Source organism: Sulfitobacter sp. R18_1, assembly GCF_017743915.1.
Lineage (GTDB): Bacteria > Pseudomonadota > Alphaproteobacteria > Rhodobacterales > Rhodobacteraceae > Sulfitobacter > Sulfitobacter faviae.
In genome coordinates this window covers 527,939-540,996 of record NZ_JAGHRG010000001.1, presented here as the reverse complement: position 1 = coordinate 540,996, position 13,058 = coordinate 527,939, and the positions used below count along the sequence as shown (strand labels likewise).

Annotated in this window: 9 protein-coding genes; 7 read left to right on the top strand and 2 right to left on the bottom strand. The window is 48.7% G+C overall.

The window, feature by feature from the left end; genetic code table 11:
- The first annotated feature begins 76 nt into the window (after positions 1–76).
- The 4 genes from J7392_RS03335 to J7392_RS03320 all read left to right on the top strand — a co-directional run bounded on the left by J7392_RS03335 (position 77) and on the right by J7392_RS03320 (position 8,230).
- Positions 77–3,796 carry a strawberry notch C-terminal domain-containing protein gene (locus tag J7392_RS03335; RefSeq protein ID WP_209216175.1) on the top strand — a complete coding sequence of 1,240 codons (3,720 nt, stop codon included), beginning with the start codon at positions 77–79 and terminating at the stop codon, positions 3,794–3,796.
- A 73-nt stretch (positions 3,797–3,869) separates the two neighbouring features.
- Positions 3,870–6,524, top strand: coding sequence for a DNA topoisomerase 3 (locus J7392_RS03330; RefSeq protein ID WP_209216174.1), 2,655 nt, complete (start codon positions 3,870–3,872; stop codon positions 6,522–6,524).
- A gap of 164 nt (positions 6,525–6,688) precedes the next feature.
- Positions 6,689–7,564 (top strand): thioredoxin fold domain-containing protein, encoded by an 876-nt coding sequence (locus tag J7392_RS03325; RefSeq protein ID WP_209216173.1) that lies wholly within the window; start codon positions 6,689–6,691, stop codon positions 7,562–7,564.
- Between the two features lie 6 nt (positions 7,565–7,570).
- The gene (locus tag J7392_RS03320) at positions 7,571–8,230 is read left to right on the top strand and encodes a hypothetical protein (protein ID WP_209216172.1); all 660 of its coding nucleotides are present in this window, start codon (positions 7,571–7,573) and stop codon (positions 8,228–8,230) included.
- A 394-nt stretch (positions 8,231–8,624) separates the two neighbouring features.
- Here J7392_RS03320 and J7392_RS03315 read toward each other — a convergent pair whose 3' ends face one another.
- Both J7392_RS03315 and J7392_RS03310 read right to left on the bottom strand, forming a co-directional pair.
- Positions 8,625–9,002 (bottom strand): hypothetical protein, encoded by a 378-nt coding sequence (locus J7392_RS03315; protein WP_209216171.1) that lies wholly within the window; start codon positions 9,000–9,002, stop codon positions 8,625–8,627.
- 25 nt (positions 9,003–9,027) lie between these two features.
- Entirely contained in the window at positions 9,028–9,609 is a 582-nt protein-coding gene (locus J7392_RS03310; protein WP_209216170.1) for a hypothetical protein, read from the bottom strand.
- A 172-nt stretch (positions 9,610–9,781) separates the two neighbouring features.
- Here J7392_RS03310 and J7392_RS03305 point away from each other — a divergent pair, with 172 nt between their 5' ends.
- Genes J7392_RS03305 through J7392_RS03295 form a run of 3 tightly spaced genes read left to right on the top strand, consistent with a single transcriptional unit; the run spans position 9,782 to position 13,057 of the window.
- A complete protein-coding gene (locus J7392_RS03305) occupies positions 9,782–10,531 on the top strand; it encodes a DotI/IcmL/TraM family protein (RefSeq protein WP_209216169.1) in 750 nt (249 codons plus the stop codon).
- Between the two features lie 11 nt (positions 10,532–10,542).
- Positions 10,543–11,646: a DotH/IcmK family type IV secretion protein gene (locus tag J7392_RS03300; RefSeq protein WP_209216168.1), complete on the top strand. Its 1,104-nt coding sequence runs from the start codon at positions 10,543–10,545 to the stop codon at positions 11,644–11,646.
- Positions 11,647–11,662: 16 nt separating this feature from the next.
- Positions 11,663–13,057 carry a hypothetical protein gene (locus J7392_RS03295; protein ID WP_209216167.1) on the top strand — a complete coding sequence of 465 codons (1,395 nt, stop codon included), beginning with the start codon at positions 11,663–11,665 and terminating at the stop codon, positions 13,055–13,057.
- Position 13,058: the final 1 nt, after the last annotated feature.

Below are 13,058 nucleotides of genomic sequence, written 5' to 3'. Positions count from 1 at the left end.
TTATGAAGGGGGCCTTTTGGCCCCCTTCTCTCTTTCCGGAAACTTTGTAAATCAATATTACCCCCGGAGGAATATGATGACCGAATTTATTGATTGGCCAAATCTGAAATCTTATGGAGCAGAAATGCACCTGGCATCGTTCAGCGATGATGACAGGAGATTGATTGTCATCTCAATGACCGGGGATGATCCTATTGATCGTGAATTGGTTTCTCGTCTGGGTTCCGAGGGTTTTATCCGTCTTGGAAGGGTGTTCATACGTCCAAATGGAGAAATAAGTTCAACAGAGTTAAGTAAAGCGTTCCCCGGCTTTGAGGTCAGTTCAACTGCTATCGCTGACACACGGCTACGAGTTACTGATCCCCTACCTGGCATAATAAAAAGCGCGTTGCCAAAAGAGGTGCGCATATCAGGTGCCAACGGGTTCAAACTCCTCAATGATTTCCAAGCTGTCTACATACCCGCATCTAAAGCCGGTACTCCCTCTGCCGCCATTCCTATCAACCTAGCTGAGGGCACCTACCAGGCTCTTCGGGACATCTCTGAGCGTAGAGGGGATATTGAGCAGTGGGTTTGTGATGAGCTTCAGTATGGCTCTCCTAAAAAGATGGCTGAATACCTAGCACCAGAACAGGTAGATGCTGTTGCCCTGCATATGGACACGGCCCTGGATAATTTAGGGACGATTTGTGGTGACCAAACTGGTATGGGGAAGGGACGTGTCGGTGCGGCGCTGTTTAGATGGTGTGCGCTTCGAGGAATTCCGTATGTATTCCTTACCGAAAAGTCGAACCTGTTCACCGATTTTATTCGGGATATCATAGACATCGACTCCTTCGATCTTATCGGAACACCGTATATTCTAAACAACAACGTTTCTATCCGGGATCCTAAAACGACTGAGGTTATCTTCAAATCTCTCAAAGCGGCAGATAATAAAAAGGTCATCCAGTCTGGATCACTGCCTGAAGGGACCACGTTGGCTTTGGGAACTTACAGTCAGTTGAACCGGAAGGGTTCGGCCAAGAGCAAGTTCTTCTCGGAAATCTGTCGTGGCAATCACCTGCATGCGGATGAGATCCAAAACGCGTCTGGGGAAGACTCTAACACAGGTATCGCTGTTGCTGAAGCGATGGCGCACGCCAACTCCTATTCATATTCTTCTGCAACCCATGCCAAGAGAGGCGCAAATCTTTCCATCTATAGGCCAATTCTGCCAGCTTCACTCGCTGATATGGAGAACATGGTAGAGGTTTTAACAGAAGGGGGGATGCCTCTTCTTGAAGCACTCTCTCAGATGCTTGCGAGAACTGGTCGTCTCATCCGCAGAGAACATGATCTCTCAAATATGAATATTGAGGTTGTTCCAGACGAAAAGCGCAAAGCCGAGCACGAGGCGCTATTGGATAGGCTTGCCCCTATCCTCTCCCAAATCGCTCGTCTAAGCATGGATATCGATAGTATGATTGAGGAGAAAAACACTGATCCGATAGCTCAGAATAAAAAAGAGTTTTGGTACACTGTCCATTGGGCCTCTAGGTTCTCCCGCATCCAGCAGTACTTCGAGTCCGCGCTCAAGATAGATATTTGTGCAGATCAATGCATTGAGGCTCTCCTCAATGATAAGAAGCCAGTTGTCGCAGTCCAAAGGACGATGGAGACAATCCTGCGCGAAATACAGGAAGAAACTGAAGAAGGATACATCCCTGAGTTTAAGGACATCTTGAAGTCTTTGGTAACCAAGTCGATGACTGCGCGCAAACGGGTCGGCAAGGAGGATGCTGAGGTTGTTGATATAGAGGACCCAGAGCTTCAAGCGCGTGCTGATGAGATACTTGATCTGATCGAAGGTTTTCCTTTCCTGGCCATAAGCCCCATGGATGAGATCAAGCGGCGTGTTGAAAAGAAGGGCGCAGAGCTGTTTGCGGAAGGTAAAATATCCAAACCTTGGAATATGGGTGAGATCTCCGGACGCTCTTTGAGAGTTACCGAAAATGGCATCGAGAAGATGCCAGATACAGATCGGAACCTGTCCATCCACGCCTTCCAAAATGGTGGGATGGACGGTATTTTCCTCACAAACGCCGGGTCTACCGGCATCACCCTGAACAACACAGCTAAGATTGATGATCAGCGTACGCGGGTGATGATCGAGCTAGAAGTTGCCCCAGATGCCAGCACCCGCAACCAGTTCTTTGGTAGGATTAATCGACGAGGCAACCTGACACCCGCTGAATATATCTGCATCTGTACTGCACTTGAGACCGAAATCAGATCCCTTGCCATACAAAACCGCAAGATGGCGATGTTGAGTGCGAACGTCACGGGCAGCGCCAACACGGCAACTCGTATGGATGTGCCGGATCCGATCAACAGTCTTGGAAATAAGATTGCTAAAAAGGTCCTCCAGGAGAATGGGCGCCTTGCATTCAAGATGGGTATTTCCTTGAGCTTGGATGATGAGACAGCAGAGGAGGAACTTTACTTCGTAAACCGTCTCCTATCGCGCCTCATACTTCTTCAGACAGCGGAACGAGAAGCAATCTACCAAGATTTTATGGAAACCTACGAAGACGCGGTAGCAGACCTGGCATCAAAAGGTATCCACCCGACAAAGCCCAGAGAACTTCCTGGAGAGTGGACGATTGTCTCGAGAGAGATTTTTCATCCGGGTAACCCAGATGATGGGCCGGTCTTTGGGGCTCCGGTATTTGTTACCGAAATCGCCCGGGAAGAGTTTGTCTACCCGATGAGATATAAAGAGGTTCAAGAGCGTCTATCAGCCATCCCTGAAGGTCATGAGCAGGTCGTGGCTAACACTCTCCAGTACCTTACAGACAACCATAATAAGCTCCTGAGGAATGCACTGCCGAAGAAGTATTCCTCGGTAATCGACGCTCTTTACTCGAAGGAAGTAAATATGGTGAAGATTACCGATCAGCGCGTGAAGCGTCTCAAGAACATGCTGGAGAAGTTTGCTCCTGGAAGTTTGATCACGCTTAGCGATGATGGTGGAAACCCAACCCATGGTATTGTCACCTCATTGAGGATTCCAAATGATGTTGCCGACTATCATAAGGCCGGTCAGTTTTTTGTGGAGTTTGTTGTGCCTGGCGACGAAAGCCCACGACGAAGCTCTCTCTCAAAACTCTTTGATGACAGCAACTACCAGATCAGAGGCCCTGAAGAAGTAGATGACAGACTCATAAAAGAGTTTTCTGAGAAGCCTGGCGGCCGCGTAATGAAGACACGTATGATACTGGATGGAAATCCACTTCTAGCCGTGAAATCAGCCATAGAAAACAAGCTTGGCACCACTACGCGCTTGTCTTTAGATAACGGTGAGATGATTTCCGCAGTACTCGTTCCTGAGGGCAAGCAAGATTTCATCATGCATATGCCTGGGTCCACCCTTCTGCCGGACGTTGCCTTTGAAATTCTTGCTGAAGGAGGCATCATTCGAACTGATCCTTGGAGAACTTATGATGGTCTTTCAATGGTGCAAGACGGCCCCATGCTGAAGGTTTCTGTACCAAAGAAAAAATCACTCTCAAAGAAGTTCTTGATACCAGAAATTTTGGAGATCACAGGTGAGTTTTCCGGTGGAAGAGACCACTCCGCTCTGGTGGATCCAGGTAAGCTCGATGACTTGTGCGAAGTCCTTAAAAATAAGGGTTTTGCTCTTAATTTTGATAGTCAATGGAGAACATTGGCGCGTAAGGTAACTGAAGAGATAACGAACGAAAATAGTCTGGATAACCAGTCTGTCCTTGCTAAACCATGTCTATCCATGTAGATGCTAAGTGTATTAAAGCGTAGTTCATTTATCTGCGCCATTTATACCTTAAAGTATCTAAGTGGACCATGTTTTGACCGATTATCTATTTATAGCAGAAAAGCCCTCCCTAGCAGAAGCAGTCGCCAAGGCAAGGGCAGAGGAAAAGGGTATTTCAGCCTCGAAAAGTAGAGGGTACTGGGAGGTTGGAGACGATAAGGTTTGCTGGCTGTTTGGTCATATGTACCAACAGGTGAACCCCGCCGCATACAATCCCAGATACAAGAGCTGGATTCTTGATGATCTTCCCATTGTTCCAGAAAAATGGAAGCTTGAAGTTTCCCAAGGAAAACAAGATCAAGTGTCTAGCATTGCTAGGCTCCTCAAAGACGCAAAAAACGTAGTTAATGTAGGCGATGCTGCGCGCGAAGGTCAGCTTCTTGTAGATGAACTCCTGATCGAAAACGGATGGGATGCTTTCTCGCCCAACACTCACCGTCTGTGGGTACGATCTGTGGCTCGGAAAGACCTTCTCAAGGCTCTAGGAGACATGAAGCCGAACAAGACTAAGGAAGCTCTCTATCACGCCGCTATATGTCGACAGCGTGCGGATTGGTTGCTTGGTATGAACCTGTCCCGCCTTTTCACCATCTTAGCGCAACAGTCTGGATCAGATCAGACGATTAGCGTAGGTCGCGTTCAAACTCCAACCTTGGCTCTTGTTGTGGCCAGAGATCTCGAAATCAAGAATTTCAAACCTGTCGATCACTTCCTCCCTTCCGGCCTCTTTAAACACGCAAACGGTACTTTCAACGCGACCTGGATCATACCAGATGATTGCGACCACACAGATTCCGAGGGGCGCCTCACTGACAAGTCATATGCAGAGCAGGTTCTCGAGCGCGTTGCAGGAAAAACGGGTGAAATTACCAAGTATTCAGCAACCGACAAGTCGAAGTCTGCACCCCTGCCCTTTTCACTGAGTGCCCTTCAGACCGAATGTAGTGCCAAGCTAGGGCTTACAGCCCAGCAGACCTTGGATGTTGGTCAGAAGCTCTATGATGCCGGGATCATGACCTACCCACGCTCGGATTGTCGGTACCTGCCGATGTCTATTTTCACCGATGAAGCTGACAAAATTATTGCTAAACTTGTCGACGCAGATGGTGGTTTAGGTGAAGCAGCCAAGGGTGCGACTGCGACCATAAAATCATCCGCCTGGAACGATAGTAAAGTGTCCGACCACCACGGCATCGTTCCTACCATGGATATTTCGGCATCTAAGATTTCGGCCCTTACTGGCGTCGAACGAAAAGTCTTCGATATCGTCGCTAAGAGCTTCTTGGCTCAGTTCTATCCAGCTCAGCGCTGGAAGGCTCTATCAGCCGAAATCAAGGTGGAAGACGACAAGTTTAAGGCTTCTGGGCGACGAGACATAGATGCCGGTTGGCGGGTTGTCTACACAGGTGAGAAAGAAGACACCGAAGAAGATAATGCCGATGAAAATCCAGGTCAGAGCCTGCCTGAAATGGCAAAAGGTGACTCCGTTGCTGTCGACAAAGGGGAGCTTCAATCCAAGCGGACGACACCTCCTTCGGCCTTTACGGATGGTACCCTCATCAGCGCGATGAGCAACATTCACAAGTTTGTTCCTGATACGGAGATAAAGAAAAAGCTCAAGGAAAACGCGGGCATCGGCACCGAAGCCACCCGTGCTCCCATGTTGGAGGAAATGATCAAGAGAAAATTCCTTCAGCGAAAAGGAAAGAAGGTCGTATCAACGATCACTGGCCAGTCGATTATCGAGGCGCTTCCAGAGGAAGTAAAAGATCCCGCGATGACAGCTGTATGGGAATCTTATCTCGATAAGGTTGCTGTAGGTGAGCTTCCTCTTGAGAAGTTCATGGAAGGCCAGATCAAGAGCCTGCAAGCCAGAATTGACGCTGGCAAGGGCACCGAAGTGCGTATCAAGGGCGGTAAAACCATTACGCCTCTGGAAGGCCACGGCAAAGAGTGTCCTGAATGCAAGCAGGGCCAGCTTATTACGCGTGAGCTAAAATCTGGTAAAGCTAAGGGCAAGAAGCTTTTGGCCTGTAATCGTTGGCCTGACTGTAAGGGTGCCGAGTGGCCTCAGATCAAGATTGATCCGGTAGAAGGTCACGGTAAGCCTTGTGAGAAGTGCTCCGAGGGTAAAATGGTTACCCGCATGATTGGTAAGGGAAAGCATAAGGGTAAGAAGTTCCTTAGCTGCGATACATATCCGAAATGTGACCATGTTGATTGGTTGCAGCCAAAGATAGAACCAGTAAAGGGCCACGGCGACTCGTGCCAGAAATGCTCTGAAGGCAAGATGGTCACCCGCATGATCCATAAGGGCGACAACAAGGGCAAAAAATTCCTTAGCTGCGACCAGTACCCGAAATGCGATCATGTTGATTGGTTGAGGCCGAAGGTTGATCCTATTGAAGGTCACGGCAAGGATTGCCCTGCGTGTAAAGAGGGCAAGCTGGTCACTAAACAGTCACGGGATGGCAAGAAGACCTTCTTGAGCTGTAATGCCTATCCGAAGTGCAAACATGCAGAGTTCCAGAATAACGTTCCCCCAATGGAGGGTGACGGGAAAACATGTGATAAATGCAAAGAAGGCAAGATGATTACACGGGAGATTGGCAAGGGCAAGAATAAGGGGAAAACCTTCCTGAGCTGCAATAAGTATCCAAAATGTGAGAATACTAAGTGGCCGGATTAATCGGCTGTTAGACATCCCGTGTTATTAACTTTAGAATACTTGAGGAATTAACCATGAATATTAAATCTACACTGCTAGCGAGCACATTGCTGTTAGGTGCAACGAGCGCTCTAGCTCAGGATCTTGCGATCCCTAGTATACCCTCTGACTCCTTGATGAGAAGCATGACTGATGGCGTTGTCCCAGAGGTCCTGAAATACCTTATGGATGGTGGCATCAAGCTTACTTATCTCGGTGATGCTGGCGGCCTCAAAGGCTACTTGGGCGAGAGCCCTACGGGTGAGGTCCAGACCTTCTACCTGGCGCCCGATGGTAAGCACTTGGTTGCAGGCATGCTGTTTCGTGAAGGTGGCGTGAATGTCACCGGCGTTCAGGTAACTGAAATGAAGGATCGCTACGAAGCGGCCAAGAAAAAGGCCGAACAAGCAGCGAAAACAATCGGAACAGTAAAGCCGATGACGCTTACCCCTGCAAAAAACATTGAGGGTTTGGTTGAGATCGGCCCCCAGGGCGTGCGCGACGGCATCGCCGCCATCCCTGATAGCGATGAGTATATCAGCAATCGCGACCCGAAAGAGATGAAGGCTCAGCTGGATAAGGTTGCCTGGTTTAAAGTAGGCGCTCCAACTGCACCTGTAGTTTATATGGTTGCTGACCCGAACTGCCCTTTCTGTCACCGGACCTGGAGCGATATGCGTCCGATGGTTATGAGCGGCGAGATTTCAGTTCATGTTATTATGATCGCAGGACTGAATGGTAGTGAGCCAGAGGCGATCTCTATCCTTGCCCGAAATGAGCCTGCGAAGGCATGGTTCGCCGGTGAGGGTTCCACCCGCCATATGCCAGTGGCATCTCCTCCTCCAGCCGGTTCTAAAGCTTTCAAGAAAGCTCGCAGCTATCTTCAGACGAACATGAACTTCGTGAACAACAACGACATCAAGTCGACGCCTCACATGTTCTACCTCAATGAGGATGGCGACCTGTTTGAAAGCCGTGGGATGCCCAAGGATCTCGACATCTTCCTAAGCAATATCCGGTAATCAATAATGGCAACCTTTATCGGCATCAATGGCCTCGCCGGGGCAGGGAAGTCGACTGCGGCCGACTTCCTCCTCGACGGTAGATATGAACCCTTGTCGGATGAGCTAACACCTGCTCCCTTCGTACGCGTGAAAATGTCTGAAGTTCTCAAAGAGATGCTTGGGGTGCTTCTGCGCCACGCAGGTGTTCCGGAAGATAAGATTTCGATCTATCTAGAAGGGACGCAGGATGAAAAGCTTATTCCTATCCCTGAGCTTGATTATAAGACAGATGGACGTCATCTAATGAAAACCATCGGTTCCGAATGGCGCGATCTTATTTATTCGGAACTCTGGGTATCTATCGCAGTGAATAAGATAATAGATCATTTGGATGATGGCTTAAACGTCGTTGCAGACGACATCAGATTTGTCCACGAGATCGATTACGCGCGTCGACGCCTTCAAAATTATGATGTGAAGTTCGTGAAGATTGAAGGGCGAAATCATGAGAAGACCGTTTCGGATGGTGAGGAAGTACATCAAAGTGAACGACCAATACCAGACGTTCACTTTGATGCCGTCATAAAAAACGACAGGGACCTTGATCACTTATATGCAGAATTGCACGAAAAGGTGGTATTTGACCTCGAACCGGACATGATATCAAACTGTAACGCAGCATAAGGGATAAGAAATGCCGTTAAGCGAAGTGCTATTCTTTTTTTTGTTATCTTTGGCCGTGTATCTGGTTAGCGTTTTTGGATATCATAGTCTAGTGGGTCTAGACTGGTTATTTGGAAACGGATGGGCTGTTGCCGCATTTCTACTGACTTCACCATTGGTGTCGATGCCGTATACGCTCGTGTTCCTTTTGGTTATAGCTATACCGTTGTTCACGGTGGCATCTTTGATAGCTCTATTGCAGTTATACTGTATCAAAATAGCATCAAAACTGAGAAATCCCTAATATATCAGGGCATCGTCGGTAGTTATGGTCCGACACATAAAATGCGCATATGAAAATGGGGTCCGACATATTGAGGGACCCCATTTTCATATTATTATGCTGTCGATACATTCATTCCGGATGAATGTATCTGCACTGAGATACTTGAGCCATCATCCGGTCGTAAGCAACAGATGCCCGCTCTTCGAGCTCTGCCAGCTTTATCCTTTCTTGGGAAATATCGAGTGACACTGGCTTCTCTACAACTCTGTAGTCAGTACGCGGGCAGGAATAATACTTTCCCTCCGAATTTTTGCAGGTCCCCATCACAGTGAAAGGTTCGCGTGTCTTATGTACCGCGTAACCACGTGCAATGTCTGTTTGCACCTTGTTAACTCTGGTCTGAAGCATGTTGTAGTCGCGTTTGGCACCAGACACACATTTCTCTTGAGGGGTTGCACAGGCCGTAAGAAAACCCACTCCGACCAGCATCAGTAGATTACGTTTCAAGTTTGTCTCCATTTACTTGAAGGGTTCACCATTCACCCATTGACTCATCACCTTCGCACGCCCGCTTACATTTGTCGCAAATACGGTTGTGAGCACCTTCACTCCAGAATGGAGACCGACAAGTCATGCAGTCTCTCATCTTCGGCTTTGCGCGCGTATCTCTAACCTCGCCCTGTTTAGCATACTGTCGCTCCCCAGTTCTAGCCTTTGGAGACTTTAGTTTGTCACGGATTTCTTGAGGTATTAGAAGTATTTCAGCAAGAAGCTCTTCGTCTCCAAACTTATCCAGTAGCTTGTTGGCGATGGCATCGACAGATCGATTCATCTCTTTGGCAATCTCATAGATATGAACGCGACCCGCTTCGTCGGTATTGAGATCAATCGACTTATCTAGAAGTCGCTCCTCAGATCGAGACCATCTCTTACGGTGTTTCTGAAGTCCATCCTTACGTCTAGGCAGGCCAAGACGTGATGCCTGGGTCTGAACAGAAGAAGATGATCTGTTTAATAGAATGGCGAGAATGGTTATCGACCCGATATCATCCCAAGCACGTATCAGTGCTTCGGAATCCTCATTTTCCCAATTCTTTCGTCTTACATTAGTCATGCAAATCTCCACACATCTAAAATGTGGTGCCCTTATTAAAAACTGATTTACCGATAAGCTGGGCTTTCGGCATTAAACTACCGTAACGACCAGCTCTTTCACTGAATTTAAGATTTCCCGCGAATATCCGTTTGACAGTTGACTGACTGCCTATTCGCCAGGGAAGATTAATATGACAAACACGCCGAAGCGGACATCTAAGAAGACCTCCGCCCCAACCGGGGTAAAAAGGAAGGCACCGCCTCAAAAGCCCGTTAAGAAGGGGCCTACTGAATCAAATTCAGTTAAGGACCTTCCGCGTCCAGCAGTTGAAGATATTATTGCAACTAAAATGTTGCGTGATAATGCGATCAAAGAGAAGGTCTACTTGAACCACAAAATCGCTATGGTTCTCGCTGGATGTCTGTGCCTATCAATCGTTGCAAACGTTTCGCTATTCATGAAACCTGCCGAGGTTACGTACTTCGCTACGAACGGTGAAGGAAAGCTTCTTGAGCTGCTCCCTCTTAAGCAGCCAGTCCAATCGGTGAATGAGGTTCTCTCATGGTCAACTAAGGCGATTACCGACGCGTATACGTTCGATTTCGTGAACTACCGCGCTCAGTTGCAGGAAAGCAGGGATCTGTTCACAGCTGAGGGGTGGAAAGGATTCCAGAACGCTTTGAACGATTCAGGTAACCTAAGATCCGTCGTCGAAAATAAATTCGTGACCACGGTCGTGCCACGCGGCGCCCCTGTGGTTGTTGCCGAGGGTTACCGTAACGGTAGCTATGCTTGGAAAATCGAAGTGCCGATCATGGTGACTTACCAATCATCTGAACGGCGCACCAATCAATCTTTGCTGGTCGAAGCAGTTATCGTCCGACGCTCTGAGCTAGAGCATCCTCGGGGTATCGGTATCGCTCAGATCATTGCACAATAATGGGGTTCGCTATGAACAATATTCTGAAAAATATGATGTGCGGGGTGGCTCTAGCCACAGTTAGCATGGCGGCCGCATCTGCGCAGGACCGGATCGAGATATATTCTCCAAACTCAGATCCCACCAACCCAATCAGGATTGCGCCTAGGTACGACTCCCGGGCGGCATTGCAGAGTGATACCCCTGCTCTTCCTATGCAGGAAAGCTCCCTTGCAGGCACAAAAGAGCTTTCACGAGAAGACGCAGAAATGATGCTTCAACTGATGAAGGTGGTCGAAGAGACTAACACCATCGAGGAGATTAATGCAGATGACCCGCTTTCGGGCATGTCTCCTGATCAACGTGCATTCATAGAAGCTATGCGTGGAATCATGCCGATGACGCCCGAGCAAATTCGGCTATTCAAAAAGCGTTATGATGAAAGCCAGGGTGCCACGAGGGCACCTGTACGCCCAGATGCTAGCCGTGTGACTAGATCCTTGGATCTTACTCTGCGTCCAGGTGAAGAAACTCCGGTCATTAGAATGCAAGCTGGTGAAGTATCAACGCTCACCTTCTCTGATAGAAACGGGAACCCATGGCCTATTTTGTCGGTCACAGCGGGCGATGCGGCTGCCTTCAATGCCCAGACAGCGGGGCCAGATGGCACCTCAAACATTCTAGTGGTTCATACTCAAGAACTGTTTGCCAGCTCGAATATGGTCGTAACTCTGGTTGATAACCCCGTACCGGTTATTCTGTCACTAGATGCGCGAGATCAGCGGGTAGTCGATTACCGGATTGATGCGCGTATCGATGGTGTCGGTCCTAATTCGAACTATGCGATCACAGACAGCGACTCGTTGCCATCAACGGGTGATAAGACGATGATTGCTTTCTTGGACGGCATTCCACCGAAGGGTGCAACCCGCAGAGTTACAAGTAATGGTTCTGTCGACGCATGGATGTATGACGGCAAGCTTTATGTCCGCACCAAGGCCTCCTTGCTGTCTCCTGCCTATGTATCAAAGAGCAGCAACGTAAGCGGAGTGTCTGTGTACACACTCTCCGAAACCCCTGTTGTCATAATCCAGAGCGGCGGCCGCATGGATACTGTGACCATACAAAGCCATTGATCGAGGGAATTCTATTATGAGCGGTAAGCTAGATAACTATAAGAAAATTGTCGCTGACAAGGGCTCTCGAAAATTGCTCATTGTCGTGGTTCTCGCGATCATCGGGATCCTTTTGTTTGTCCTTTTCGGCGGAGGCAGCAATGCAGAGGGTAATGCGAAATCCCGCCTTCGTTCGGCCCCCGAAGGAAGCTCTGCTGTCCTTCCTGAGACTCTTGATCCCAACTATCGGAAAGCTCTGGAGGATAGTGATCGTCAGCGCATCGAACAGGCTAAGGCAGAGGGTAAGTCGGCTTTGCCTTCTATCATCGGAAACGAAGTAGAAGACCAAGAGCCCGTAAGTTTCGATTTGACCCCTGATAAGCCTGAAATTGTTAGGCCAACAATAGAGAAGCCTAAGAATGTTCAGCCTGTCGTGATCCCTGAGCCGGTAAAAGAAGAGCCGGTTAAGATTACACGCCCCGTCATCCAGAAAGCTCCTGCTAATCCACCTATTATGGTTCCGCGTTCCAGCCCCAATCAGGTAGCGCAGCCCCAGCCTCCTCAGCTGGTAGAGCGCCCGGTGCCTCAGGTTAACCAGCAGCTGCGTTCAGCCTACATGCAACAAATGGGGCAAATCATGTCGGAAATGGAGCGTCGTCCTGGTCCTCCTCAGACACAATACTTCTATAATCCAGCTATGTCTGAGAACGGATATGACTACGGTACGAGCGCCACTGGTGGTGTGGAAGTGCCCACAGATATTTTTGCGGGCGGCGGAATGAACAGTGCTCAAAGTGGCACTTCTGCGGCCCTAGAGGGAAATGGTCCGGTAGAGGCGTTCGATAATCCTGTTACAGTGGCGGCTAATGAACCACCGGTGAAAATGCCACTGCCGGGTAAGATTCTCTATGCCACCATGGTATCTGAAGCCAATAGTGACGCTCCCGGGCCAATCGTAGCAAAAGTGGTTCAAGGTGAACTGGCGGGTGCGACCCTTCTTGGTGGATTTCGGGTAGCAAACGATAAGCTTGTATTGGAATTTAGTTCCATCACCATCGAAGAAACCATGAGCGGGAAAAAGGTCAACGACGTCTTCCCGATGTCGGCAGTGGCTGTTGATGTAAAACATGTGGGCACTGGTATCGCTACCGATGTTGATCGTCACCTGTTTCAAAGAGTAGCTGTAACCTTCGCGACAAGCTTCATCAGCGGGATGGCAGATGCGGTTCGAGCAGCAGGTCAGGTAACATCGGAAACCCCTAATGGTATTACCACCACTATGCCTGAATTAAACACCAGAGAGCAGTTTTTAATTGCATCAGGTACGGCAGCTGGTGATGTGGGTTCGATTATTAACGAAGTTTACGGAAATAAACCTACAACCGTCAAGGTAGCAGCCGGTACGCCCGTCGGCATCCTATTTTTACAGTAAG

Bases quoted from the DNA above. Each gene is read 5' to 3' on its own strand.
- J7392_RS03335 (WP_209216175.1), top strand. From the start codon at position 77: ATGACCGAATTTATTGATTGGCCAAATCTGAAATCTTATGGAGCAGAA.
- J7392_RS03325 (WP_209216173.1), top strand. From the start codon at position 6,689: ATGACTGATGGCGTTGTCCCAGAGGTCCTGAAATACCTTATGGATGGT.
- J7392_RS03320 (WP_209216172.1), top strand. From the start codon at position 7,571: ATGGCAACCTTTATCGGCATCAATGGCCTCGCCGGGGCAGGGAAGTCG.
- J7392_RS03310 (WP_209216170.1), bottom strand. From the start codon at position 9,609: ATGACTAATGTAAGACGAAAGAATTGGGAAAATGAGGATTCCGAAGCA.
- J7392_RS03305 (WP_209216169.1), top strand. From the start codon at position 9,782: ATGACAAACACGCCGAAGCGGACATCTAAGAAGACCTCCGCCCCAACC.
- J7392_RS03300 (WP_209216168.1), top strand. From the start codon at position 10,543: ATGAACAATATTCTGAAAAATATGATGTGCGGGGTGGCTCTAGCCACA.
- J7392_RS03295 (WP_209216167.1), top strand. From the start codon at position 11,663: ATGAGCGGTAAGCTAGATAACTATAAGAAAATTGTCGCTGACAAGGGC.